28 protein-coding genes, 1 tRNA gene and 1 pseudogene are annotated in these 24,674 nt (G+C 63.2%); 16 read left to right on the top strand and 14 right to left on the bottom strand.

Features of this window, described 5'->3' with window-relative positions:
• Positions 1-142: 142 nt before the first annotated feature.
• Both FJ543_RS17785 and FJ543_RS17780 read left to right on the top strand, forming a co-directional pair.
• Positions 143-916, top strand: coding sequence for a Bax inhibitor-1/YccA family protein (locus FJ543_RS17785; protein WP_015314936.1), 774 nt, complete (start codon positions 143-145; stop codon positions 914-916).
• A gap of 105 nt (positions 917-1,021) precedes the next feature.
• Positions 1,022-1,600: a GNAT family N-acetyltransferase gene (locus FJ543_RS17780; RefSeq protein WP_140618237.1), complete on the top strand. Its 579-nt coding sequence runs from the start codon at positions 1,022-1,024 to the stop codon at positions 1,598-1,600.
• Between the two features lie 75 nt (positions 1,601-1,675).
• Here FJ543_RS17780 and FJ543_RS17775 read toward each other — a convergent pair whose 3' ends face one another.
• Positions 1,676-2,056 carry a DUF2794 domain-containing protein gene (locus FJ543_RS17775; protein WP_015314934.1) on the bottom strand — a complete coding sequence of 127 codons (381 nt, stop codon included), beginning with the start codon at positions 2,054-2,056 and terminating at the stop codon, positions 1,676-1,678.
• 528 nt (positions 2,057-2,584) lie between these two features.
• Here FJ543_RS17775 and FJ543_RS17770 point away from each other — a divergent pair.
• Genes FJ543_RS17770 through FJ543_RS17745 form a run of 6 tightly spaced genes read left to right on the top strand, consistent with a single transcriptional unit; the run spans position 2,585 to position 8,550 of the window.
• Entirely contained in the window at positions 2,585-3,244 is a 660-nt protein-coding gene (locus FJ543_RS17770; protein ID WP_140876172.1) for an XRE family transcriptional regulator, read from the top strand.
• Between the two features lie 35 nt (positions 3,245-3,279).
• Entirely contained in the window at positions 3,280-4,350 is a 1,071-nt protein-coding gene (locus FJ543_RS17765; protein WP_181171355.1) for an extracellular solute-binding protein, read from the top strand.
• Between the two features lie 23 nt (positions 4,351-4,373).
• Entirely contained in the window at positions 4,374-5,237 is an 864-nt protein-coding gene (locus tag FJ543_RS17760) for an ABC transporter permease (protein WP_015314931.1), read from the top strand.
• A complete protein-coding gene (locus FJ543_RS17755; RefSeq protein WP_015314930.1) occupies positions 5,237-6,034 on the top strand; it encodes an ABC transporter permease in 798 nt (265 codons plus the stop codon). The genes FJ543_RS17760 and FJ543_RS17755 overlap by 1 nt, the downstream gene beginning before the upstream one ends.
• Positions 6,031-7,143 carry an ABC transporter ATP-binding protein gene (locus FJ543_RS17750; protein ID WP_140876170.1) on the top strand — a complete coding sequence of 371 codons (1,113 nt, stop codon included), beginning with the start codon at positions 6,031-6,033 and terminating at the stop codon, positions 7,141-7,143. Before FJ543_RS17755 ends, FJ543_RS17750 begins: the two co-directional genes overlap by 4 nt.
• Before the next feature lie 21 nt (positions 7,144-7,164).
• On the top strand, positions 7,165-8,550 hold the full coding sequence (locus FJ543_RS17745; protein ID WP_140876169.1) for an FAD-binding oxidoreductase: 1,386 nt from the start codon (positions 7,165-7,167) through the stop codon (positions 8,548-8,550).
• A 57-nt stretch (positions 8,551-8,607) separates the two neighbouring features.
• Here the strand turns inward: FJ543_RS17745 and FJ543_RS17740 are convergent, their stop codons facing one another.
• Both FJ543_RS17740 and acnA read right to left on the bottom strand, forming a co-directional pair.
• Positions 8,608-9,417 carry a thioredoxin family protein gene (locus FJ543_RS17740; RefSeq protein WP_140876167.1) on the bottom strand — a complete coding sequence of 270 codons (810 nt, stop codon included), beginning with the start codon at positions 9,415-9,417 and terminating at the stop codon, positions 8,608-8,610.
• Between the two features lie 376 nt (positions 9,418-9,793).
• Positions 9,794-12,484, bottom strand: coding sequence for an aconitate hydratase AcnA (acnA, locus tag FJ543_RS17735; protein ID WP_015314926.1), 2,691 nt, complete (start codon positions 12,482-12,484; stop codon positions 9,794-9,796).
• Positions 12,485-12,769: 285 nt separating this feature from the next.
• Between acnA and ccmA the strand changes: the two genes are divergently transcribed.
• The 4 genes from ccmA (at position 12,770) to FJ543_RS17715 (ending at position 14,964) form a co-directional block, all read left to right on the top strand.
• Entirely contained in the window at positions 12,770-13,378 is a 609-nt protein-coding gene (gene ccmA, locus FJ543_RS17730) for a heme ABC exporter ATP-binding protein CcmA (RefSeq protein ID WP_140876165.1), read from the top strand.
• A gap of 49 nt (positions 13,379-13,427) precedes the next feature.
• The gene (gene ccmB, locus FJ543_RS17725; protein WP_140876163.1) at positions 13,428-14,093 is read left to right on the top strand and encodes a heme exporter protein CcmB; all 666 of its coding nucleotides are present in this window, start codon (positions 13,428-13,430) and stop codon (positions 14,091-14,093) included.
• A gap of 131 nt (positions 14,094-14,224) precedes the next feature.
• Complete coding sequence (gene ccmD, locus FJ543_RS17720) at positions 14,225-14,392, top strand: heme exporter protein CcmD (RefSeq protein WP_140876161.1); 168 nt, start codon at positions 14,225-14,227, stop codon at positions 14,390-14,392.
• Positions 14,389-14,964 (top strand): DsbE family thiol:disulfide interchange protein, encoded by a 576-nt coding sequence (locus tag FJ543_RS17715; RefSeq protein WP_140876159.1) that lies wholly within the window; start codon positions 14,389-14,391, stop codon positions 14,962-14,964. Before ccmD ends, FJ543_RS17715 begins: the two co-directional genes overlap by 4 nt.
• Before the next feature lie 78 nt (positions 14,965-15,042).
• Here FJ543_RS17715 and FJ543_RS17710 read toward each other — a convergent pair whose 3' ends face one another.
• The 4 genes from FJ543_RS17710 to FJ543_RS17695 form a co-directional block, all read right to left on the bottom strand.
• A complete protein-coding gene (locus tag FJ543_RS17710; RefSeq protein WP_140618229.1) occupies positions 15,043-15,282 on the bottom strand; it encodes a Trm112 family protein in 240 nt (79 codons plus the stop codon).
• Positions 15,283-15,385: 103 nt separating this feature from the next.
• Entirely contained in the window at positions 15,386-16,057 is a 672-nt protein-coding gene (locus FJ543_RS17705) for an LON peptidase substrate-binding domain-containing protein (RefSeq protein WP_140876157.1), read from the bottom strand.
• 106 nt (positions 16,058-16,163) lie between these two features.
• Positions 16,164-17,174 carry a thioredoxin gene (trxA, locus tag FJ543_RS17700; protein ID WP_140876155.1) on the bottom strand — a complete coding sequence of 337 codons (1,011 nt, stop codon included), beginning with the start codon at positions 17,172-17,174 and terminating at the stop codon, positions 16,164-16,166.
• An 84-nt stretch (positions 17,175-17,258) separates the two neighbouring features.
• Complete coding sequence (locus FJ543_RS17695; RefSeq protein WP_015314918.1) at positions 17,259-17,756, bottom strand: prolyl-tRNA synthetase associated domain-containing protein; 498 nt, start codon at positions 17,754-17,756, stop codon at positions 17,259-17,261.
• Between the two features lie 211 nt (positions 17,757-17,967).
• Between FJ543_RS17695 and FJ543_RS17690 the strand changes: the two genes are divergently transcribed.
• Positions 17,968-18,042: transfer RNA gene (locus tag FJ543_RS17690), tRNA-Gly, on the top strand.
• A 172-nt stretch (positions 18,043-18,214) separates the two neighbouring features.
• Here the strand turns inward: FJ543_RS17690 and FJ543_RS17685 are convergent.
• Positions 18,215-19,411, bottom strand: a complete 1,197-nt coding sequence (locus tag FJ543_RS17685) for an XRE family transcriptional regulator (protein ID WP_140876153.1) — start codon at positions 19,409-19,411, stop codon at positions 18,215-18,217.
• Between the two features lie 63 nt (positions 19,412-19,474).
• The gene (locus FJ543_RS17680; RefSeq protein WP_140876151.1) at positions 19,475-20,176 is read right to left on the bottom strand and encodes a hypothetical protein; all 702 of its coding nucleotides are present in this window, start codon (positions 20,174-20,176) and stop codon (positions 19,475-19,477) included.
• 158 nt (positions 20,177-20,334) lie between these two features.
• Here FJ543_RS17680 and FJ543_RS32285 point away from each other — a divergent pair.
• Positions 20,335-20,498, top strand: a pseudogene (locus FJ543_RS32285) (DJ-1/PfpI family protein); the annotation flags it as partial.
• 33 nt (positions 20,499-20,531) lie between these two features.
• On the opposite strand, the gene FJ543_RS17670 reads toward FJ543_RS32285, so the two are convergent.
• Positions 20,532-20,732: a DUF2934 domain-containing protein gene (locus FJ543_RS17670; protein ID WP_140618224.1), complete on the bottom strand. Its 201-nt coding sequence runs from the start codon at positions 20,730-20,732 to the stop codon at positions 20,532-20,534.
• A gap of 90 nt (positions 20,733-20,822) precedes the next feature.
• Entirely contained in the window at positions 20,823-21,629 is an 807-nt protein-coding gene (locus FJ543_RS17665) for a SapC family protein (protein WP_140876149.1), read from the bottom strand.
• A 304-nt stretch (positions 21,630-21,933) separates the two neighbouring features.
• Here FJ543_RS17665 and FJ543_RS17660 point away from each other — a divergent pair, with 304 nt between their 5' ends.
• Together FJ543_RS17660 and FJ543_RS17655 are read left to right on the top strand one after the other, a co-directional pair.
• Positions 21,934-22,209 carry a hypothetical protein gene (locus FJ543_RS17660; RefSeq protein WP_140719629.1) on the top strand — a complete coding sequence of 92 codons (276 nt, stop codon included), beginning with the start codon at positions 21,934-21,936 and terminating at the stop codon, positions 22,207-22,209.
• A 67-nt stretch (positions 22,210-22,276) separates the two neighbouring features.
• Positions 22,277-22,855, top strand: a complete 579-nt coding sequence (locus FJ543_RS17655; RefSeq protein WP_140876147.1) for a 2OG-Fe(II) oxygenase — start codon at positions 22,277-22,279, stop codon at positions 22,853-22,855.
• Positions 22,856-23,092: 237 nt separating this feature from the next.
• Here FJ543_RS17655 and FJ543_RS17650 read toward each other — a convergent pair whose 3' ends face one another.
• From FJ543_RS17650 to FJ543_RS17640, 3 genes are read right to left on the bottom strand one after another with little or no spacing between them, the layout of a single operon-like run.
• The gene (locus FJ543_RS17650) at positions 23,093-23,629 is read right to left on the bottom strand and encodes a GNAT family N-acetyltransferase (RefSeq protein WP_281405326.1); all 537 of its coding nucleotides are present in this window, start codon (positions 23,627-23,629) and stop codon (positions 23,093-23,095) included.
• 6 nt (positions 23,630-23,635) lie between these two features.
• Positions 23,636-24,157: a tail fiber protein gene (locus tag FJ543_RS17645; RefSeq protein ID WP_140660393.1), complete on the bottom strand. Its 522-nt coding sequence runs from the start codon at positions 24,155-24,157 to the stop codon at positions 23,636-23,638.
• Between the two features lie 10 nt (positions 24,158-24,167).
• Positions 24,168-24,671: a tail fiber protein gene (locus FJ543_RS17640; protein WP_140876145.1), complete on the bottom strand. Its 504-nt coding sequence runs from the start codon at positions 24,669-24,671 to the stop codon at positions 24,168-24,170.
• Positions 24,672-24,674 lie beyond the last annotated feature (3 nt).

The following is a 24,674-nucleotide window of genomic DNA, read 5'->3' as shown; positions in this document are numbered from 1 at the left end:
ACGAACCGTTACACCCGGTTACGGTCTTGTTCTTGACGCGAATAACCATCATATTCCGCGCAGGCATGCTGGAGCCCCCCAGCGGCGCCTGGGTCCGCAAGAGGCCCGACACCGGACGGGGCAGAAGCAACGAGGATTTCCAATGGCTGATCCCATTCGCAACTATCAGACGTCGGCGGTGCCCGGCGTCCGCGCCGACATCGACCAGGGTCTGCGCGCCTACATGATCAAGGTCTACAATCTGATGGGGCTTGGCCTGCTCATCACCGGCCTTGCCGCCGTCGGCACGATCATGCTGGCCACCACCACCGATCCGGCTTCGGCCGTCGCGACGCTGCCGAGCGGCGAGATGCTGACCTCGTTCGGCTACGCGATCTTCGGTTCGCCGCTGCGCTGGGTTGTCATGCTGGCGCCGCTGGCCGCCGTGTTCTTCCTGTCGTTCAGGATCCAGTCGATGAGCGTCGCCGCCGCGCAGACCACCTTCTGGGTCTATGCCGGTCTGGTCGGCCTGTCGCTGTCGTCGATCTTCCTGGTCTACACCACGGCAAGCATCTCGCAGACCTTCTTCGCCACCGCCGCGGCCTTCGGCGCGCTGTCGCTGTTCGGCTACACCACCAAGCGCGACCTGTCGGCGATGGGCTCGTTCCTGATCATGGGCGTGTTCGGCATCATCATCGCGTCGGTGATCAACATCTTCCTGCAGTCGTCGGCACTGACCTTCGCCGTCTCGGCGATTGGCGTGCTGGTCTTCGCCGGCCTCACCGCCTACGACACGCAGAAGATCAAGGAGATGTATTTCGAGGGCGACGCTTCCGATGTCGCGGGCCGCAAGGCCATCATGGGCGCGCTGTCGCTCTACCTCGATTTCATCAACCTCTTCATGTTCCTGCTCCAGTTCATGGGCGACCGCCGCTAAGCGGTATTGGACCATCGACTCCTGGAAGGGCGGCCCAACGGCCGCCCTTTTCTTTTAAGCGGGCCTCTGCTGTTATCGAAAGCACCAAAGAGGCTTGCATAAAGAATGAGCAATATCGCGATCAGGCCGGCGACCCCGGCCGACCTCGACGCCATAACCGAAATCTACGCCGACGCGGTTGCCAACGGCACGGCGAGCTACGAACTGGAGCCGCCTAGCCGCACCGAGATGGGGACGCGATTCGCCGCACTCGCGGCCGGCGGCTTTCCCTATCTGGTGGCGGAAAAGGCAGGCGCCGTGCTTGGCTATGCCTATGCCGGCGCCTTCCGGCCGCGCCCGGCCTATCGCTTCATCGTCGAGGATTCGGTCTATGTCGCGCCTGACGCCAAGGGCCAGGGTGTCGGCCTGAAGCTGATGCAAAGCCTGGTCGCGGCGGTCGAGGCGGCGGGCTTTCGCCAGATCGTCGCGGTGATCGGCGATGGCCGCGCCGACAGCGCCTCGGTCAGGTTGCACGAGAAGCTCGGCTTCCGTCATTCCGGCCGCCTCGAAGGCTCCGGCTACAAGCACGGGCGCTGGTTGGACACGGTATTCATGCAGCTGTCGCTCAACGGCGGGGCATCGCTGCCACCTGATCCGGATTCGCTGCCGGAGCGGAAGTTCCGGAAGGGGGAACTGAAGAATTGAGGAACAGGACACGCGGCGCCTGACGTAAGCGCCCCTTGTCCTTCGTTCCTCAATTCTTCAGTTCGCAATTCACCCCTATACCAGCTTCAGCTTGCTGTCGAAGACGCCGAGCACGCGGCCAAGCTCCTGGCCGCGTTTGAGGATGCGCCCGCCCGCCGCTATGACGGCGAAGGCGCCTTGCTTGCGCGCCAGTTTGGGATCCTTGACGATCTGGAACAGCGGCACTTCGCTGGCACGTCGGAAGACGGAAAAGACAGCGCGGTCGGTGAGGTGATCGATGGCGTAGTCGCGCCATTCATTGGCCGCGACCATGCGTCCGTAAAGCCTGAGGATCTGGTCCAGTTCGCGCCGGTCGAAGCGGACCGGCTGGTCGAGGCGTGCGCTGCGCGCCTCGTGCAGCGGGATCAATATTGCGGATGCGTCTCCATCCCCCATCCCGCCGCCGTCATCGATCATGCCTGCCTCGATCCTTCAAAATGAATCTTTGCCAACCAAAGTTGGCCCCTTCGCATCGCAATTGCAAGAGCCGGAGAAGCGAAGGCAGCGGCGCGCCGTTTCCGTTGCGTCCAGTCACGTTTGTGAAACGCGTGTTGGAATTGGTGATGCTTCGCCACATTTCCGCCTTTTTTTATCCGCGCTCCTGCCCCAATGTCCGACGAATTTACCGTCGTTGCCTGAGACGGTTCGGTCCGGCACCGGCTCGTAAACCCCAAGCCCCCCGCCCACGGGTCTGCGTCGGATCGAACCAACCTCGGCCTTTCCTCGGAAAAGCCAGGTGCGACGATCCCAAAACCTAAATGACCGACGTCAGAAGCAAGCTGACGTCGGTTTTTTCGTTTTTGGGCCTTGCACCCGGGACTGCGCGCCGACGGCATCGGCGTAGGGCCGAAAGCGGCCAACCCCGCGTCGCCATTCAATTCTGCCGACCGTGCTTGCCATTTTCCGTTTCACTTAATAGGGTGTTAAGTGGAAACGGAGACGACAATGCCACACGCATCGGACTCCCCAGTAAAACAGTTGAATGGCGGGGCGGCCGTGCCGGAGGCCGGCGGCGTCGGCCCCCGTATCAAGGCACTGCGCACGGCGCGGCGCGTCTCGCTGCGCCAGCTTGCCGACATGACGGGCACCACGGCGAGCTTCATCAGCCAGCTCGAGCGCAATCTGTGCGGCGCCAACACCGGCACGCTGCTCAAGATCGCCGCCGCTCTCGATCTCGGCATCAACGATCTGTTCGAGGACAATGCCCGTCCCCTGCACAAGGTGCTGAGGCGCGAGGAGCGGCCGGTCGTTCCGGTCGGCCTCCAAGGCCGCAAGATGCTCCTGTCGCGGCGGCCGATCCATCAATTCGAAGTCTATGCCGGCCATTTCGAGGTTGGCGGCTCGACCGGCGACGAGACCTATGTGCATGGCGGCGAACACGAAATGTTCATGGTGCTCAAGGGCACCGTCGAACTGACGCTTGCCGACGAGCGCCATCTGATGCGCGAAGGTGACAGCGTCGAATACGCAACCTCGGTGCCGCACCGGACCGTCAATGTCGGCGACACGCCGGCCGAGGTGCTCTGGATCATCGCGCCGCCGACCGCCGGCGCGCTCGAACTCGATCGATACAGGCCCGGAAACCGCTCGCATCCGGGTGAATGAAAACAATGCGAGTTCTGCAAATGGGAGAGATGATCATGAAACTGAGATTTGGACATGCGGCGGCCGTCGCCGTGCTTATGGCGGCGACCGCCGCGCTCGCGCAATCCAAGCCGGTGGCGGGAGAGGTCGCCGAAGGCTCGCTGAAGGGCAAGACGCTGACCCTCGTTTCCTATGGCGGCATCTACCAGGACGGCCAGGCGGCGGCCCTCAAGGAGTTCGTCGACAAGTCCGGCGTCAAGCTGCTCAATGACGGCCCGACGGAGATCGCCAAACTGCAGGCGCAGGTCGAGTCCGGCAATGTGACCTGGGACGTCGTCGATACCGACGACCTGCCGCCCTATGTCTATTGCGGCAAGCTGTTCCAGAAGCTCGATCTGACGAAGCTCGACGTCTCGAAAATCCCGGAAGGCCAGGTCGGCGAATGCTCGGTGCCGGCGATGAACTACGGTGTCGTGCTGATGTACAACAAGGAAAAGTACGGGGATAATCCGCCCAAGAGCTGGGCCGACTTCTTCGATACCCAAAAATTCCCCGGCGTGCGTGGCATCGACGGCTCCGGCAGCCCGACCGGTGGCCTGCTGGAACAGGCTTTCAAGGTTGCCGGCGGCGATCCGAAGGCGATGACGGTGGCCGATATCGACAAGGCCATCGATGTGGTCCGCAAGCTCGGCCCCGACACGATCTTCTGGAAGACGGGTGCCGAATCGCAGCAGCTCGCCGAATCCGGCGAGGCCGACATGCTGATGATGTGGACGGGCCGCGCCATGACGGCGGTCAAGAACGGCGCCAAGTACGCGCCCGCCTGGCAGGATTGGCTGGTGGTGATGGACCAGATGACGATTCCGGTCGGCGTCAAGGATACGGATGCGTCCTACGCGCTGCTCAATGCCTATCTCGGCAAGCATGCCCAGGAGATATTGGCGGAGAAGACCTCCTACACGCCGATCAACAACGACGCGCAGCCCAAGGTCGACGCTTCCGTCGCCGCCTACCTGACCAATACGCCTGAACGCCAGAAGCAGGGCTACAAGCAGAACTTCAAGTTCTGGGTCCCGAACTTTGCGGTGGCGCAGGAGAAGTGGTCGGCGCTGATGGCCGGCAACTGACCGGCTGACGGGAAGCAAGGGCCGTGAGCGCGTCCGAGCCAATCATTCCGGCCGCCGAAAGGCGCAGGGCATGGCGGCCGTTCGCGCTCGCGTTGCCGGCCCTGGTCCTGCTTTTCGCGGTGATCGGCTATCCGCTGCTGACCATCGTGCTGCGCAGCCTGTCGGAACCGGAGTGGGGAGCGCAGAACTATGTCTGGTTCTTCAGTGCGCCGATCAACCTTGTTGTGCTCCAGCGGACCTTCGTCATTTCGGCGTGGGTGACGCTGGTGTGCGTGGTTTGCGCTTATCCCTACGCCTATCTGATGACCGCGGTCGGGCCCCGCGTTCGGCTGGTGCTGCTCTTGTGTGTGCTGATCCCGTTTTGGGTGAGCGGCGTGGTGCGCACCTTGTCCTGGGTTATCCTGCTCCAGGATTCAGGCGTCATCAACTCGGTCCTGCGGTCGCTCGGGCTCGGCGGCGTCAGGCTGATCCGCACCCAGACGGGCGTGGTCATCGGCATGGCGCAGGTGCTTTTGCCGTTCATGATCCTGCCGCTCTATTCGGTCATGAAAGGCATCGATCTCAGGCTGATGCGCGCGGCGCAAAGCCTTGGCGCGCGGCCGTCCCGCGCCTTCTTCACCATCTACCTGCCGCTGTCGCTGCCGGGCGTCTATGCCGGCGCGATCATCGTCTTCATCCTGGCGCTCGGCTTCTACATCACGCCGGCTTTGCTCGGCGGTCCGCGTTCGACCATGCTGTCCACCCTGGTGCAGACACAGGTGCTCAGCCTGCTGCAATGGGGCCGTGGCGGCGCCATGGGCGTGGTGCTGCTGGTCACGACCTTCGTGCTGCTGGCGCTCGCCGCGCCCGTCATGCGGTCCCGGTACCGGGAAGCGGAGCGGCGCTGATGGAGATGAAGCCGCTCACCCGCGTCATCCTCGGCCTTGTCTGCCTGCTGGTGGCCATATGGCTGGTGGCCCCGACGCTGGTCGTGGTGCCGATGTCGTTCAACGAGAACAAGTCGCTGGCGTTTCCGCCGCAGGGCTTTTCCTGGCAATGGTACCAGAATTTCGCCACCAGCCCGGACTGGTCGAGCAGCTTCCTCAATTCGCTGAAGGTCGCCTCGATCGTTGCCGTGCTGGCAACCGTGCTCGGCACGCTTGCCGCCTTCGGCCTCGACCGCATGAAGGCGCGGCCGGCAAACCTGCTGCGCATGCTGATGTTGACGCCGATGGTGGTGCCGGGCGTGGTGCTGGCCATCGGCATCTACGCGGTCTATCTCGATACGCGGCTTGTCGGCACGCTGCTCGGCTTCGTGCTCGCTCACACCATCCTTGCGCTGCCCTTCGTGCTGATTGCCGTCTCGGCCAATCTCGAAGTGTTCGACAGGAGGCTCGAGACAGCCGCGGCGAGCCTCGGCGCCAGCGCGCTCACCACCTTCCGCACGGTGACGCTGCCGCTGATTGCACCCGGCGTGCTGTCGGGCCTGCTGTTCGCCTTCGCCACCTCCTTCGATGAGATCGTCGTGTCGCTGTTCATCACCAATCCCTACCTCAAGACATTGCCGGTGCAGATCTTCGCTTCCATCACGCGCGATGCCGACCCGACGGTCGCGGCCGTCGGCACGATCCTGTTGTTTGCCACCACGATCCTGATCGGCGGCGGCATGCTTCTTCTTGGCCGCGAGCGGAAAGGACGCCAATGACCTCGGGGCAAGAGAGCAGGGGCGCGGCGATCGATCTCAGGTCGATCAGCAAGGCCTATGGCAGCTTCAAGGCGCTGGACGGCGTGTCGCTGCACATCGAGGCCGGCGAGTTCATGACGCTGCTTGGACCAAGCGGCTCCGGCAAGACGACGACGCTCAACGTCGTCGCCGGCTTCACCGAGGCCAGTTCCGGCGCGCTGGAAGTGGGCGGCAAGAGCGTCGTCGGCGTGCCGGCGCACAAGCGCAACATCGGCGTCGTCTTCCAGCATTACGCGCTGTTTCCCCATATGACGGTGAGCCGCAACGTCGCCTATCCGCTCGCCTTGCGCGGCGTGGCGGGAGCCGAGCGCGAACGCCGCGTGCGGCAGGCGCTCGACATGGTCAAGATGGCGGATTTCGGCCATCGCTTCCCCAGCGAGCTTTCGGGCGGCCAGCAGCAGCGCGTGGCGCTGGCCCGCGCCATCGTCTTCGATCCGCCGCTGCTGTTGATGGACGAGCCGCTCGGCGCACTCGACAAGAAACTGCGCGAATGGCTGCAGCTCGAGATCAAGCGCATCCACCGCGAACTCGGCACCACTTTCGTCTATGTAACGCACGATCAGGAAGAGGCGCTGGTGCTGTCGGATCGCATCGCCGTGTTCAACCGGGGCCGGATCGAACAGATCGGTACCGGGCGCGAGCTGTATGACGAGCCGGCGACGCTGTTCGTCGGCAAGTTCATCGGCGATTCCACCGTGCTGCGCGGGGCCGCCGCCACCTCGGGCCAGGAGACGGCGATCGAGATATCAGGCCAGACGGTGACAACCGCCAAGCGTCTCGCCAATGGCGGCAGGCCGGTCATGCTGCTGCGCCCCGAAAAGCTGGCGCTCGCCCGCCCTGGTGCTGGCGGCGACGGCCGCAACCGGCTCACGGGCCGTATTGGCGAAGCCATCTATCTCGGCTCCGGCTCAAAATACGAGGTCGACCTGGCCGACGGCTCGAAAGCCATCGTGCGCTCGACGCTGGAAGCAGACAGTTTCGCCATCGGGGACGAGGTCGAGGTGCTGTTCGCCGGCGCCGACGTGAAGCTGCTCGCCGACGACGACAAGGCTGACCTGACGCTCACCTGATTTCGGAACGGATTTCAAAAAATGCAAGCCAAGCACAATGGCGACGTGTCGTTCTGGTATGCCGATATCGGCGGCGTGCCGGCCTATCGGCCGTCCTTGCCCGGCGATATCGAGGCCGATGTGTGCATCGTCGGCGCCGGCTACACCGGCCTGTGGACCGCCTATTATCTGAAGAAGGCGCAACCTGCGCTGCGCATCGCCATGGTCGAGAAGGAGTTCGCGGGCTTCGGCGCGTCGGGCCGCAATGGCGGCTGGCTGTCGGGCGGCTTCAGCTGGTCGCGTGAGAAATACGCAAAGACCTCCTCGCGCGGCGCGGTGATCGATATGCAGCGCGCCATGTTCGGCACGGTCGATGAGGTCATCGCGGTGACGGAAGCCGAAGGCATCGACGCCGATATCCGCCGCGTCGACAACATCACAGTCGCCACCAACGCGGCACAATTGCAGCGTGCTAGGGCCGAATACGAGGAGCTGCTGCGCTGGGAGATGCCGCCGGAGCGGCTCGCCTTCCTCGACGCGCGGGAGGCGCGCCAGCGCATCGCCATCGACAAGGTGCTGGGCGCCTTCGTCGTGCGCAACGTCGCGCGTGTCCAGCCGGCCAAGCTGGTGCAAGGCCTGGCGGCGGCTGTCGAGCGGCTTGGCGTGCCGATCTACGAGCAGACGCAGGTGCTGGCGATCGAGAAGGGCAAGGTCACCACCAGCAGAGGCATCGTGCGGGCAGGGAAGATCGTCCGCGCCACCGAAGGCTTCACGGCTGGCATTCCCGGCTACGAGCGTCTCTGGCTGCCGCTGAACAGCGCCATCGTGGTGACCGAGAAGCTGCCGCAAGAACTGTGGGACCAGATCGGCTGGAACGGTTACGAAGTGCTGGGCGATGCCGCCCACACCTATTGCTACGCGCAGCGCACGCGCGAAGGCCGCATCGCCATGGGCGGCCGTGGCGTGCCCTACCGCTTCGGTTCGCGCACCGATGTGCGCGGCCGGACCCAGCAGGCGACCATCGACCAGTTGCACGAGGTGCTGACCAGGCTGTTGCCGCAGACCAAGGGCGTGCGTCTCGACCATGCCTGGTGCGGGACGCTTGGGGTGCCGCGCGACTGGTGCACCACTTCAGGCTTCGACCCGGAAAGCGGCATCGGCTGGGCCGGCGGCTATGTCGGGCTCGGGGTTTCCAGTTCCAACCTGTCAGGCCGCACCTTGCGCGACCTCGTGCTCGGCCACGACACCGAGTTGACCCGGCTGCCCTGGGTCAACCGCACGGTCAAGAAATGGGAACCGGAACCACTGCGCTGGCTCGGCGTGCACACAATGTACCAGCTCTATCGCATCGCCGACCGGCGTGAAGCAAACGGCCTGGACCGGACCTCACGCCTTGCGGCCTTCGCCGATCGCCTGACCGGACACTGAAGCATTCGAGCAGGATATGTAGCGGTTTCCGTCTGGAATTGCGCCGAACCCGTGACCTTACAGCTTACGATCGAGGGAGGCCTCGGATCCCGGTTTGTGGATGAAAGCCGCACCCAGTATGGGGCCTGGCAGGCCATCCTTGCCGACCGACTGCAAAAGCACGGCGCAGCCGCCTTTCTTGGTGATCTCGCTCAGCGGCAATTCGTAGCGCTGCGCCTTGCCATGCCACATGCCGGCGGTCTGGATCCCGGTGACCGCGTTCCAATAGGTCATCTTGCGGCCGGAGTTCTCGCCCTGGCCGATCTTGACCGTCTGCGGCGCGTCGAAATAGACGATGACGACATGGGCGTCGTTCGGGCCGGTGCCGGCGTCACCTGCGTCGATGATCACACGGTCGCCGGTGCGGCTGACCTTGATGGGCACACGCATGCCTTCGCCGGCACGGGCCATGCGGGCAAGCGCGCCGTCGACCTCACCGCGATTGGCGCCGTTGACATGCATGCGGCCGTTCAGGACGGCCTGCGGCGTATAGACCGAACGGCTGCTGAAATAGCGCATATAGTCATATTGCCGCTCGGTGTTTTCCTTGTGGCTCAGCGTGTCCTTCCAGCCGAGATAGTCCCAGTAATCGACGTGATAAGCGAGCGCGACAAGGTCTTGCCTTGTGGCGAGTTCGGCGAAGAACGCGTCCGCCGGCGGGCAGGAACTGCAGCCCTGGCTGGTGAACAGTTCGACCACGCCGAGCGGCCTGTCGGATTTTTCGGCCTGGGCCCTTTCGGGCTCGCTGGCATGCCCAGCGCCGGCAAAAGCCGAGAAGGCCAGCGCGAAGGCTGCCAGCCACAATGATCGTCGCGAGGCCATGACCATTCCAATTCCCGCCGGTGATGCCGGCTTTGTTCTGCTTTGCCGAAATATGTGGCAGAACGGGAAGTCAACGGGAAGTCACGTTGCGGTGAAATTTTACCGCTGCAATCGTGAGGTAAGGCCGCAATAGGAGCAGCCGCTGCATTTCAAGGCGTGGTTCGATTGAGCGGCGGCATCATCGCCATGCGGCAGGTTCTCCTCACCGACATCGATCTCTATTGCGAACGCACCGGCCCTGGACTTTGGTCCGGGCCGGTCAATGCTTTGACGACCTTGCCTTCATCGCGGCAGGACTGTGCGGTATGCTGGTCTGCTGTGCCGCGGCAGGGGAGTAGTGAGTAGGGGCGTCCCTTGCATCCCACTCGCTACTCACTGTTTTCTAGGCCGCCAGATCGCGCAGCACGTACTGCAAGATGCCGCCGTTCTTGAAGTAGTCGAGCTCATCCAGCGTATCGATGCGGCAGATGATCGGCACGTTCTTCACCGTGCCGTCGCCATAGGTGATCTTGGCGGTCATCGTCTGGCGCGGCTTGATGGCGCTCAATCCGTCGATCTCGACCAGCTCGTCGCCCTTGAGGTTGAGGGAAGCCCATGAGGTGCCTTCCTCGAAGACGAAGGGGATGACGCCCATGCCGACCAGGTTCGAACGATGGATGCGCTCGAAGGACTGGGCGATGACGGCACGGACACCGAGCAGGTTGGTGCCCTTTGCCGCCCAGTCGCGCGACGAGCCGTTGCCGTATTCGACGCCGGCGAAGATGACCAGCGGCACGCCTTCCTTCTTGTACTGCATCGCCGCGTCGTAGATCGATTCCTCTTCCTTGCTGGGATAATGGATGGTGTAGCCGCCCTCGCGGCCGTTCTCGCCCAGCATGTGGTTGCGGATGCGGATGTTGGCGAAGGTGCCGCGCATCATCACCTCATGGTTGCCGCGCCGCGTGCCGTACTGGTTGAAGTCGGCGACGCCGACGCCATGGTCGGTCAGGTATTTGCCGGCCGGCGAGGCGGCCTTGATCGAACCCGCCGGCGAGATGTGGTCGGTGGTGATCTTGTCGCCGAACAGGCCGAGCACGCGGGCGCCCTTGATGTCGCCGATCTTGCCGAAACCCGTGGTCATGCCGGCGAAGTAGGGCGGGTTCTGCACATAGGTCGAATTGTTGTCCCAGGCATAGGTCTGGCCTTCCGGCGCCTTGACGTTCTGCCAGTACTCGTCGCCCTTGAAGACGTCGGCATATTTGCGGGCGAACAGCTCGCGGGTGACGTTCTTCTCGATGAACTCCTGGATCTCGGCCGAGCTCGGCCAGATATCCTTGAGATAGACCGGATTGCCGTTCCTGTCGTCGCCGAGCGGCTCCGTGGTCAGGTCCTTGGTCACGGTGCCGGCCAGCGCATGCGCCACGACCAGCGGCGGCGACGCCAGGTAGTTCGCCTGCACGTCGGGCGAGACGCGGCCTTCGAAGTTGCGGTTGCCGGAGAGCACCGCGGCGGCAATCAGGCCCTTGTCGTTGATGGTTTTTGAGATCGGAGCGGGCAGCGGTCCGGAATTGCCGATGCAGGTGGTGCAGCCGAAGCCGACCAGGTTGAAGCCGATCTGGTCGAGCTCCTTCTGCAGGCCCGACTTTTCCAGATATTCCGCCACCACCTGGCTGCCGGGGGCCAGCGAGGTCTTTACCCACGGCTTCTGCTTCAGGCCAAGGCGGTTGGCGTTGCGGGCAAGCAAGCCCGCGCCGATCAGCACTGATGGGTTCGAGGTGTTGGTGCAGGAGGTGATGGCGGCGATGACGACGTCGCCATGGCCAAGGTCATGGTCGGTGCCTTCGACCGCATAGCGCTTGGAGATTTCCGCCGCCTTCTTGTATTCGGTGTCCATTGCCTTGGCGAAGCCGGCCGGAATGCCTTCCAGCGCGACACGGCCCTCGGGGCGCTTGGGACCGGCCATCGACGGCACGACGCTGTCCAGCTCCAGTTCGAGCAGGTCGGTGAAGACCGGGTCGGCGGAGCCGGCCTCGCGCCACATGCCTTGCGCCTTGGAATAGGCCTCGACCAGGGCGATGCGGTCCTCGCTGCGGCCCGACATTGTGAGATAGCGGATGGTTTCGGAATCGACCGGGAAGAAACCGCAGGTGGCGCCGTATTCGGGCGCCATGTTGCCGATGGTGGCGCGGTCGGCCAGCGTCATGTTGGACAGGCCGGGGCCGAAGAACTCGACGAACTTGCCGACGACGCCCTTCTTGCGCAGCATCTGGGTGACGGTCAGCACGAGGTCGGTGGCGGTGACGCCCTCCTTGAGCTTGCCGGTGAGGCGGAAGCCGATGACTTCCGGCAGCAGCATGGAGACCGGCTGGCCGAGCATGGCCGCCTCGGCCTCGATGCCGCCGACGCCCCAGCCGAGCACGCCAAGGCCGTTGATCATGGTGGTGTGCGAATCGGTGCCGACGCAGGTGTCGGGATAGGCGGTGGTTTCGCCGTCCTCGGTGTTGGTCCACACCACCTGGCCGAGATATTCGAGATTGACCTGGTGGCAGATGCCGGTGCCGGGCGGCACGACGCGGAAGTTGCGGAACGCCTGCTGGCCCCATTTCAGGAACTTGTAGCGCTCTTCGTTGCGCTCATATTCGAGCTCGACATTGCGGGCGAAGGCCATCGGCGTGCCGAACTCGTCGACGATGACGGAATGGTCGATGACGAGGTCGACCGGCACCAGCGGGTTGATCTTCTGCGGATCGCCGCCAAGCGAGGCCATGGCGTCGCGCATGGCGGCGAGGTCGACCACGGCCGGGACGCCGGTGAAATCCTGCATCAGCACGCGGGCCGGGCGATAGGCGATCTCGACGCCGGCGGTGCCCTTGTCGGTCAGCCAGCCGGCCACCGCCTGGATGCTCTCCTTGGTGACGGAGCGGCCGTCCTCGTTGCGCAGCAGGTTTTCCAGCAGCACCTTCATCGAATAGGGCAGCTGGGCAATGCCGGTGAGGCCGTTCTTCTCGGCCTCGACGAGGTCGAAATAGACATACTCGGCGTCGCCCGCTTTCAGCGTGCGGCGGCAATTGAAACTGTCGAGGGATTTTGACACGTGCGATCCGTCCTTGTCTGTTCAGCCTGAAAGGGAACGGACGCCGATGGCATGCAATCACGCGCAAAGGTGCGGGTACGGCCATTTCCGCTGTCCGTTCCCAAGCAACCCGAGCCGTTCAAGGCGGCGCGTGCGCTGGTTCGGCGCTAATTCTGTTCCCGCGCCGACCGCTGGCACGGATGCCCCGCATATAGAGAATTTTCTGGAATAGTTCTAGACAGTTGCTGAGCAAATTTGTGCGATGCGGCAGCGCTCGCGAAACATTGATTTCAGGGCAGGCGAGGGATGCGGCTTATCGCCGAAAATCTGGGCGGCGAACGCGGCGGCGAGCCGGTTTTCTCCGGCATCGGCTTTGTGCTCGATCAGGGCCAGGCGCTGGTCGTCACCGGGCCGAACGGCTCGGGCAAATCGACCTTGCTCAGGGTCGTGGCCGGGCTGCTGCCGAAAACCGAAGGCCGTCTGCTGCTCGAGGGCGGCGGCGACGAGTTCCCCTCGATCGGCTCGGCCTGCCACTATCTCGGCCACCAGAACGCGATGAAGACGGCGCTGAGCGTGACTGAGAATTTGCGCTTCTGGCGGGAGTTCCACGGCGAAGGCCGGCTCGATGTGGAGGAGGCGCTGGAAACGGTCGGGCTCGGCGGCATCGGCCATTTGCCGTTCGGCTATCTCTCGACCGGGCAAAGGCGCCGCGCGGCGATCGCGAAACTCTTGGTCGGCCATCGGCCGCTGTGGCTGCTCGACGAGCCGACGGCAGGGCTGGACAAGGCTTCGGAGGCGCGATTCGCGGGGCTGATGCGCGGGCATTGCGAGGAAGGCGGGATGATTGTGGCGGCGACGCATCTGCCGCTGGGATTGGAAGGGGCGAAAGAGTTGGCGATGGGGGAGGCCTTTTGATGACTGCACCCTACGGCGCGCCCCTTCTTCGTCAGGGGACCACATCGTAATGTGGTCCCTCTTCCTGCGCGACATCCGCCTCTCTATCCGCGCCGGCGGCGGCGCGCTGACCGGCGTCATCTTCTTCCTCGCCGTCATCGCCACCATCCCTTTCGGCGTTGGGCCGGACCTGAAGCTGCTTGCCCGTATCGGCCCGGCGATCCTGTGGATCGGGGCGCTGCTCTCTTGTCTGCTCGGCCTCGACCGGCTGTTCCAGGCCGACCGCGAGGACGGCTCGCTCGATCTCCTGGTGCTCGGCAACGACCGCCACATGCTGGCGCTGACGGTGCTCATCAAATGCCTGGCGCATTGGGCGGGCAGCGTGCTGCCGCTGGTGGTCGCGGCGCCGCTGCTCGGCCTGTTCATGAACATGGAGCCGGTCGCCATCGGCGCCACGGCGCTTACGCTGCTGGTCGGCACTCCGGCGATCACATTCATCGGCGCCGTCGGTGCGGCGGTGGCGGTGGCGCTGCCGCGCGGCGGGCTGCTGATCTCGGTGCTGGTGCTGCCGCTGACCATCCCGGTGCTGATCTTCGGGGTTTCGGCGAGTTACGGCGCAACAGTCAATCCCGATCCGTTCCTGCAGCCTTTCCTCATTCTTGCCGCGCTGACGTTGTTTCTTGCCGTGCTCGGGCCGCTGGCGGCGGCGCTGGCTTTGCGCCATGGCACGGATTGAGGCGGCCACGACGGTAGAGGCTGCGGCGCGGCAGCCAATTGCGCGGTAACCGGCGCGGGGCTAAGGGAAGGCATGATCGAACGTGGCGGAAGGATCGAATTGGCGAACGGCATGCCGGTGAGGCAGCCGACATGAGCCCGCATGCGCTCTACGTCGCGGCGGCCTACGCGATCACCGCTGTGGCACTGGCCGGGCTGATCGGCTGGATCCTCATCGACCAGCGGGCGCGCAAGCGCGAACTCGCCGAACTCGAGGCGGCCGGCGTGCGCCGCCGTTCCGACAAGGCAGCCAAGCCATGAGCACAGGGACGGAAACGCCGGCCCGTCGCCGCCTGTTCGTATTTTTGCCGCTGCTGGTCTTCCTCGGACTGGCCGGACTGTTCCTGTCGCAGCTCTTGTCGGGACGCGATGTCTCGGAAGTGCCGTCGGCGCTCATCGGCCTGCCGGCGCCGCGGACCAACTTGCCGCCCCTGGAGGGCAGCAATCTGCCCGGGCTCGATTCGAAAGCCTTCGCGGGCAAGGTCACGCTGGTCAACGTGTTTGCGTCCTGGTGCGCACCATGCCGCGAGGAACACCCAGTGCTGCTGGCGCTGGCGCAGGACAAAAGGTTCGCGATGGCGGCGCTGAACTACAAGGACCGGCCGGAAAACGCCCGCCGCTTCCTCGGCGACCTCGGCAATCCGTTCCAGGCGATCGGCGTTGACGAAGCCGGCCGCACGGCGATCGACTGGGGTGTCTATGGCGTGCCGGAAACCTTTGTCATCGGCAAGGATGGCAAGATAGCCTACAAGCATGTCGGCCCGCTGACGCCAGAGTCCGCCAGGGAGCTTCTGCTGCCGCAGATCGACAAGGCGCTGGCCAGGCCGAGCTGAGGCGACGTCGCGAAGACCTGATATCCCTTGGTTTGTACACGTATATGGTTGAAGCGGAGCGGATGGCTCCGCGCCACCTCAATTCGGCCCACCCGGCCGTGGCGGCGACAGTACATCCTCGGCCGAGAGCACCCGCGCTTCCGAAGGCAGCATGATCGGGATGCCGTCGCGCACCGGATAAGCGAGCTTGGCGACTCGCGAAACCAGCTCGCCGCGCTCGGGGTCCCAGGCCAGCGGCCCCTTGGTCAGCGGGCAGGCCAGGAGTTCCAGCAGCTTCGGGTCAACATTCGTCTTCTTTCCGTCGCGCCCATCCGCCATTGGGTCCTCTTCCGGTTTCACGCCAAGCATGTCAGCCAGGATGCAGGATCTGTCGAGATCCGTCAGGCCGTTATTTGCAGGCCGGCTGGATATCGACGCATTCCTACTGCAGGCTCGAGCCAAAATCCTCATTCTCGCGCGCCAGCGTCATCTCGGTGATGGCGATCAGCGTTTCGGCCCTGGTTTTCAGGTCCGCGGCCTCGAGCAATGCCTGCTTCTCGGCCGGTCCATAGGGCGCCATCATCGACAGCGCGTTGACCAGCATGGCGTTTTCGGCACGGCTGACGCTTTCCCAGTCGGCTTCCAGGTCATTGGCCTGCAGATAGGCACGAAAGGCTCTGAGCAGCGCCGGCCGGTCGATTTCATCAGCCGCCTGCTCTTCGTCGAGATCGGCGAGGAAGGGCGCCGGCTTCGCCTGGCGGAACGGCGTCTTGACCGTCAGCTCGTGGGCGACGCGGAACCGGCACACGCCTTGCAGCGAGATCAGGTAGCGGCCGTCGCCGGTCTCGGAAAAGGCGATGATGCGACCGATGCAGCCGACGTTGCAAAGCTCCGGCTCGCCATCCTCGCGCAATGCGCCATTGAGGCTGGGCTGGATGACGCCGACGAGCCGCGAGCCGGCGACGGCCTCGTCCACCATCTGCAGGTAGCGCGGCTCGAAGATGTTGAGCGGCATGCGGCCGCCCGGCAGCAGCAGCGCGCCTTCGAGCGGAAAGAGCGGGATCGTCGATGGCAGATCCTTGGCGAGCCGGTAATGCGCGTTTCCCGCTTGCACCTCGTTCCTCCGATCGCTTCCCTTGCGAAGCGTCAATCCTGCCCTGTCCTATCTGGCGCACAGGCCTGGCGCCACAAGCCCTTGCGACAAAACAACCGTAACCGGCTCAGGAAAACAGCAATGCCGACAATTTGCGGCGCGCGGCAAGCGTCGCCTCGTCGGTCATGCCCCAGGCCTCGAACAGCTGCAGCAACTGCGTCCTGGCGCCATCCTCGTTCCAGCTCCGGTCGGCCTTGATGATGGCCAGCAGATTGTCGGCGGCCGCCGTGCGATCGCCCATGGCGTTCTGGATCATCGCCAGGTCGAAACGGGCCTGATGGTCCTTGGGGTTTTCCGCAAGCCGCCGCTCGAACTCGGCCGGATTGCCCAGCGCCGCCGCCTGCGCGGCCAGCGCGATCTTGGCGCGCAGGGCAGCCAGCGGCGGTGCGTCCTTCTTGGCCTCCGGCGCCGTTGCCAGGAGCGCCTCGGCACCCTCGGTGTCGCCGGCCTCGAACAGCAGGTCGCCCAGCCCGCCAATCGCCTCGATCGTTTCCGGCGCCTGCGCCAGGATGGCATCGTAGATATCGGCCGCGGTCTGCATGTCGCCGGCGTCGCGCGCCTCCGCCGCCGCGGCCAGGGCCTCGGCCACCGGCGGCGCGCCATTGCCCTTGCCGCCGACCTTGGTGATGAATTCGTTGATCTGGCTCTCGGGAACGGCGCCCATGAAGCCGTCGACCGGCTGGCCGTCCTTGAAGGCGATGACCGCCGGTATCGACTGGATGCCGAGCTGGCCGGCGATCGAGGGATGGTCGTCGATGTTCATCTTGACCAGCTTGACCTTGCCACCGGCGGCCTTGACCGCCTTTTCCAGCTGCGGAGTGAGCTGCTTGCAAGGTCCGCACCACGGCGCCCAGAAGTCGACCAGCACCGGCTGGCGGCGCGATTCCTGGATGACGTCGGCGGCAAAGGCCGCGGTCGTCGTGTCCTTGATGACATCGCCGGTGGTGGGGCCGGCGGCTGGGGGCGCTGACGTCTCGCCGAATCCGGCTTTGGGCTCGGTTCCGCCATACTGCACCGTGGTGGCATACTGGCCGCCCTTGTTTCCGAATGATCCGCCAAACGGATTGTTGTCGCTCATCTCGTCACCCTTTCGGTCGCGCGGCCGGCCCGTGGCCCGGCGCCCTGTCTCAATTGGAAATCGGCTTTGCCACCCATGTGGCGATCATGCCGAGACTTTCAAGATAGCAGCATCATGCCCGGTTGCCTCGACGAATCTGATGAGATCGGCGGCCGCGATCGATGTCGTCGCCTCGTTGGTCAGGGGATGCGCATTGATGACGGAATGGTCCATCAGATCCTTGTCGAGCACCAGTTTGACCCGGTTTTCCCTGTCGTTGACGATGCCGAACACCGTGACCGCCCCCGGCGTGACCCCCAGAAGCTCCATCAGCATTTCCGGCTTGCCGAACGAAACCCGGCTGGCGGCGCCGATCAGCTGATGTATCTGCTTGAGATCGACGACCGCATCCTCGCCGACCGTGACCAGGAAGAAATTGTCCTTCTTGTCCTTCAGGAACAGGTTCTTGGTGTGCCCGCCGGCGATTTCGCCGCGCAGCGCCTGCGAATCGGCAACCGTATAGAGCGGCGGGTGGCGTATCGTCGAAACCGCGATGCCGAGTTCGGCAAGAAAGGCCATCAGGTCAGCTTCGGTCTTCGGCATGGATCTCTTCTTCGTCGGTTTCTCGGCCTTGCCGTTTACGGCCAATGAGGCAGCCGACACAAGACCGTCGCGCCAGCGGCGATGAAATCGGCGCGTCGCGGGCGGTTTGCCGGCATCGCTCGGAAGGTTGCAAAAAGCCTGCTATTTCCCTGTTGCAATCGCCGCGGTCTTCAGCCATATAGGCCCGGCTTGCGGCCAAGACGCCGTGTGAGCGGGTGTAGCTCAGGGGTAGAGCACAACCTTGCCAAGGTTGGGGTCGAGCGTTCGAATCGCTTCACCCGCTCCAGTTTCCTCAACGGGAATCAAGCATCGAAAAGCCGCGGTTCACCGCGGCTTTTTCGCGTATAAAGCGGATTGGTTCAGAACACCGCTACTGGGAGATAGCTCGGAAAGCCAAGGTTACACGTGGGTTACCTGTCGCTGGTTCGACGCAGAAATGGCCGCAATAGACTCGGCATCTATCGCCGATAAAACGGAATGACAGTCCCCGCACGCCCAACCCGGACCGCTTGCGGTGCCTCCGAAACCTTCAGGTGAACAAGCTTCCCTTCCTTCTCGACAAACCAGCCGGGCGGTAGGCATGCGAGGTGTTCGACATCCTCCGCCGAAATCGTAAATTCGACAGCAAGGAGGTCGCTTTTGGTACGAACTCCCGAACTTACGATCAAATTGAGCGCATCGCGAAGAAGACGCGGCTCAGACAATTGCCATTCACGATCTAGAGGCTCCTCCCTCGTCCATCCCTTTGCTGAGTGCAACTTATAGAGGTCGATTACGTATTCGGAAGGGATAATTTCGAGGTCAGCTAGGCGATGAATTTGTGCTTTGATGGAAACTCGCCACCTTTCTTTCAGGGAAAGAAATGATGAGAGCGATGGCCTCCGTACTTCGTGTGGATAGCTGGTTGAAGGCATTAGGAACGCACTGGCCAGCCGGAATGCTTGGGTCTCGATCTCCTTGAGATTCGTCACCAACTCTTCCGGGGTGACGTTTCGGTGGAGAACGGCGTGAGCAAGTTCGTGCGCTCCGTCCATCTGACGACGCGGAAATGACATTTTGTCTGTCGCAAGGAGGACGTGTGGGCGCCCCTCGCCGACTGACCAATTGCACAGCCCATCCAATCGAGATGTACCCATTTCAATAGTACCGACGATAACACCGATTCGCTCCAGCAACGCGACAACATCCCCGCATGGGCCATCGCCAATTCCCCAATGGCGCCGGAGCTCAAGTGCGATGCGCTCAATGTCTTCCTCACGGAGTTGCTTCCAAGACGCACCTCCAAGCACGTCAGGAATGTCGATCGAAGGAAAGTCCACATAGTGCTGCAGGATGGAGCTGATTTCTTGCAACCAATTCATTTGGGAATGCTGATATCGGATATCAGCCACGAGCGTGTTCGAGAGCTGCCGATGAAACATCGGCCGATCCGATTCAAACACGGGACGGAGGAAAAACTCGCGACGTACGCCAAGATTGTCTGCAAGCGTGGATAGGGCACTCGCGTCTGGCGCGATGTCGCCATTCTCCCAGCGGCTTACTGTGCTAGAAACCACCCCAAGAGCTTCCGCCAATTTCTTCTGTGTCTTTATACGGCGAGCGGCCCGAGCTTCTGAAAGCCGGGCCGGCACAAATCCGGGCGTTCCCACGCGCATGTTTTAGATTTCCTTACTTTAACACTTTCAACGACACTCTTTTCCTCCAGGTCAGGAGAGAGGTTACTCCGTCCCCGTCTCCTTTTTCCCAGAGGGGGGCGCCTCGGGCGGTACGAACGGCGCCACTCCTCTCTTCAATTTCACCTGCGGCGAGGAAGACAAAGGCGGCGCAGGACGCGGCCGTTCAGTATAGTCGGTTAGGAATTTGTCGAGTGGTTCATAGAACAGGAGATTCTCATATTTGGAGTCGATGATCCCGATGGCTATTTCCTCGATCTGTCCTACGCGCTCGCGATGGCGCGACACCAACAAAAGCACGAAGATGTCACCAATCTTCGGGCCGGCTGCATCGAGGCCCAAACGCGGTGTGAGGTAGTAATTCAAGCTCACGCCGGCTATACGAGATTTATTTTTTGACGGGATCGCCTTTGGCTCAGGCATCGCAGCCAAACCGAAAATAATACCTTGCCCTTGCACTTCGAACCGAACAAACGGTTGAAACACCTTCAGGTCCGTCGCCGGAATCACGCCGCCTTCGAGAAGTTGCCCACCATAGGATTGGCAGACTTCCTCGAAGCGCTCCTCCATCATTCGAAATCGAAGCTGACCCTCGCCGCCTCTAGCCCGGCGCTTATCCTTCAGGCCGCTGTGGTCACGAATGATTTCATGCGCCTTTAGGGCCTCGGCCCGGAGGCTGTCCTCCAAACTGAGCAGCAAATCTTTCGGAAGTGCAGAAACGAGCTTGGCTTTGACTGATGTCGACATAGAGCGAATCTCACCCTGTTGCGCGCGAGCCGAAAATTGGCAGAAAAAATTGCGTTAAGCAAGAGGCGAGCTACGCCCTTGTGCCTAATTACGCATAGCCGCGCGCATTATTGCGTGTGGATCGGGCGCCAATTGCGTTCGCCACTGCAACAAATTCCGCCAAGAAGGCCGTCGGCGCTATCTGCCATGCGCCCTGGCTTCTAGTGGAGACCGGGATCGCCAAGGGCAGCCGTCACCTCCAACAAGTCGGTCAAGACCGACGTCACCAACGCCGGCGGTCTTTGGGAAGACAGTGACCGATCAGGGGCTCGTCACCAGCCGGTGATCTCGATGCGTTCTGCGACAAAGCGGAGCGTCAGTGTTTGGTACCCGCGCTGTCGCCAGCGGCATCCGCGCCTGGTTGCTTTCGTCCGGCGGTCAGCCGGCCGGACTCGAACTCCTCGACCGCCTTGTCCCAGCAGGCCTTCTCACGGTCGGGCATCAAGCCTTCCCGTTCCCAGAGTTCGCGGGCCCGCTTGCTGATATGCGCGACACGTTCTTCCTGGCTGATCACCATGGCCGTCTTCCTTCCCTGAGGAAGCAACCGGACAGCGCATGAAATGTTCCAATTTGGATGTCGTCGACCTCGGCAGGTCGGGCAATGCCGTCAGGTACTCTTCGCGGTCTCCGCCTTGCGAAGCGACGCCTGGTGCACCAGCGAGGTCCAGCTGTTGGTCGAGGCGAGGTGGCAATAGAGCAGGCCGAGCGCGCCGGATTTTCTGAGGTCGAGGAAGGCCTCGTCGCTCAGTTTGTTGAAGGCCGCTTCGTCGATCACCTGGAAGTCGGTGAGGTTGAGCACTTCGCCGCCTTCCAGCGTCACCTTGCTCTGGCGAGGCGAAAACAGACCGTGCGCGTCGATCTTGTCGACCATCTCGCGGGTGGCCCTGAAATCGATCTGGAACTGGTTGCAGAAGGCGAGCGCCTGCCTGGTCGCCTCGGTCGGTTCGTTGCCGCCGAAGAACGGCAGCACCTTGTCGTCGCGGAAGGGCGCCATCAGTCGGTCGACGACACGGTCGCTCGCCCGGTCGACGCACAGCGTCAGCCGGCCGGCCGAGGTCGGATCCTCGGCCAGGATGAAAGGGTAGCGGCGGACATAGGCCGGGATGTAGTGCGGCGCGTTCCACTTGCCTTCGGCATCGACGAACAGGTTCTCGTCCTGGCGGACGCCGGTGATGATGACGGGCGCCATGGCGGCGCCGATGAAGACGATCGGATAGGAGCGCATCGCCGCCGGCATCTCCGACGCCACCACCGGGATGGCGTGCGCCGAGCGCGCGAAGGAAAAGTCGCTGCGCGCGGTCAACCCCAGCGAGCCGTGCCGCGCCGGATTGAGCGCCTCCGGCCTGGAGTAGAAAAGCGGCATCGCATCGGCCCCTGCTGTCGCCGCCGTCCCTGTTTTCGCACCTTCAGCCATCGTCGGTCCTTTTTCTCCGGCAAGCCGATCAGGCCGGCCAATCCGCGTCCGGCGCCGGGTTCGTATCGAAACAATCCCATGCCGAACAAAGTACTACAGTGTCACCGGCGCTCATAAAAGGATGCGTTGCTGTATTTTGGGGTTTGCGGCGACGAAATGTCTTGCGCGCCAGCGCTCCGCGCCGATGCGCCAATTCCGAGGAAAGTGGTCGACGGTTTCCTGGGAATTTTGGTCGGACAAAGAGCTCTGGACAGCCCGCGACGAAGCGGCGACAGTGCCGCGCAAACGGCTTCGAGGCGACAAAATGGCGGCGGCGGCGGATTTCGAACAGGCGATCGGACAGGCGTTCACCATAGAGACCGGAGCGGGACGGATCTCGCTCGAACTGAGCGCCGTCAACCGCATCGCGGCCAGCCCCCGCCCGGGCGGTGGTTTTTCACTGCTGTTCAGGGGGCCGCGTGAGATCGCGTTGCCGCAGGCGACCTACAGCCTTGCCGGCGCCGGCGGCATCCACGACATCTTCATCGTACCGGTAGCCGCCGACGCGACCGGTCGGACCTACGAGGCGGTGTTCAACTGATTTTCGGCGGTCCGGCCGGTGAGAGCGACGGCCAGATCACGGGCGGTTCGGAGGCGCGGCTCGACACATGATCGACCATATCGAAATCGCCGACATGTTTGACGAAGCAGCATGCAGCGCGCTGTGCGCGGAAATCCGCGAGGCCGGCGGTCGTCCGGCCGGCCTGCTGGGGCGTACTGACCAGAAACCGGCGTGGCCGGAAGTGCGCAGGACCAGGCGCGCCGAGGTCTCGGAAGCGACCGAAGCACGGGTGAACGGTGTCTTGGCGCGGCAGAGGCCCGTCCTGGAACGGCATTTCGGGCTCGCGCTCGGCACTTGGGAAAGGCCCCAGTTCCTTCACTATCGCGAAGGCGATTTCTTCGTGCCGCACCAGGATGGCAACACGCCGCTCATCCACGACGAGTCCCGGTTCAGGAAGATCTCGGCAGTGCTCTTCCTGAACCGTCAATCGGACGATCCTTCGCCGGCAAACTATGCCGGCGGCTCGCTGGTTCTGCACGGACCGTACAGCGGCCCGCACCTGCGGGTTGCCATGCCGGCGCTGCCGGGCACTCTGGTCGCCTTTCGTTCGGAAACGACGCACGAAGTCACCCCGGTCACCTGTAACGAGCGTTTCACGATCGTCTCCTGGTATCGCGACGCTTGAGGACCGACGCTGCAAGCAGCGCTTATTTTCGGTGCCGATATCGGCAAGTGATCGCGAAATCCAATCACTCTCTTTATGAGCAGGCAAATCGCGTATGACCGCGCCAGCGCCGTAATGCGATTGGTCTGTCCGCCGCACCAGCGGCGGCTTGAAACCCCGGCATGAATCCTCCGCGCGGCATCGCTACAGTCGTTGCCTCGCGTGCAAATAACGAAGACCGAAAGGCGCGTCTGGCAGTCACGGATCGGTCGCGCCACTCGCCATCAGGGGTGGGCACTCCATCAGGTCATAGACGCCTCTGTCCTCGGTGACGGTGAAACCCAGCCGCGTATAGAGCCGTCGCGCCGGGTTGTTCTTCTCGACGTGGATCGAGACGGGCTTGCCAGCGGCGGCAGCCTCGTCGAGGAGGTCTCTAAGCAGTGCGCCGCCACACCCCTTGCCGCGATGCGTTGGCAGCAGCGAAATGTCGACGATGCAGTGCTGGCTCGGCGTGCGCTCGATATAGAGACGGCCGATGTCCTGCCTGGCCTGCTCGATCACCAGCCACTCGGCATCGGCATAATATTTCTGGTAATGGGCGTGCTGTGCCCGGAACTGCATGTCCAGGAACGCCCTCTTCTGTACTTCGGTCCAGGATGTTAAGGCCAGTTCCTCGGCACGCGTCGAGGCATAGACCCGCGCCAAAAACGGCAGGTCGGCATCCGTCATCGCCCGAAACGTCAGGCCGGTCCCAGCCGCACGCCTCCACCCCGCCGTCCCACGAGAGTCATCCATCTTGAATCAGGGACGCTGCGGGAAGACGCCCTGCAACGCGATACAGAAATAGCAGGTGAGATAGGGCTGCAGGTTGTTGTGGGGCTGGCCGCCGCCGGCGGGGGTCAGCGCGTTGCCCGACATCGGGCTGACCGTGAATGTCGGATTGTATGCAGAACCACCATTGGACCGGGCAAGCGAGCGGGCCGGGCTGGGAATCGGCTGGTCGGCGATATCCGTCATCGCACGCAGGGTGTGAAGATGCGACGGCATTTCGGATTCCAGCAGGGTCACCGTATCCGAACCGCCGGTTTCTCCCAGATCATGCCAGGAAAGCCCCGGTCCTTGCCCCGGATGCATGGGTGCACTGCCCTGCAGGTTCGGCAAGGCAAAATTCGACTTGCCGTCGCCACCATATGTGGTGCCAAGCAACGAGAACAGGGCCGTGTTCTGCGATATTGGCAGCAACTGTCCATCGCACCATGCCCATCCCTTGGGCGCGAAATTGAACGGAAAGATGCGGATTTCGGCGACGAACGGGTTGGCCATGACGGACCTCTTAAGTCTGAGACGGGAAAATCCCGAACAGCGAGATGATGAAGTTCACGCACAGATAGGGCTGGAAGTTCGCGTGCGGCTGGCTGCCGCCGACCGGCGAAATCGAGCTACCACCCATATTCACCGTCGGCACGTCCTCTGCATAGAGTTGGACCAGGGTGTTCTGCGCGGCGACGTTGCCTCCGGGATTGGCCTGGTTTCCCGGATTGGTGGAAGCCAGGAAGGCATGCGTGTGCGCGGCAATCTGGCTGACGGTAAGCGTGATCTCTTCGGCGCCTCCCGTCTCCGCCAAGACAAAGGAGTTGCCTTGATGGATGGGAAGGCGGCCACGCAGATCGGGCAGCGCGAAGGTTTCCTGACCATCGCCGCCATAGGTGGTCCCGATCAGGTTGAACAGGGTTTCGTACTCCGAGATCGGTATTAGCTGTCCTTCGCAGAACATCCAGCCATTTATTGGAAAATTGCCGGCGAACATGCGAATTTCGCCAACGTAGGGTTGTCCCATGGC

The organism is Mesorhizobium sp. B2-5-7, assembly GCF_006440875.1.
GTDB classification, from domain to species: Bacteria; Pseudomonadota; Alphaproteobacteria; order Rhizobiales; family Rhizobiaceae; genus Mesorhizobium; species Mesorhizobium australicum.
The sequence above is the reverse complement of the archived record's forward strand: the minus strand, read 5'-3'. Positions and strand labels throughout refer to the sequence as shown.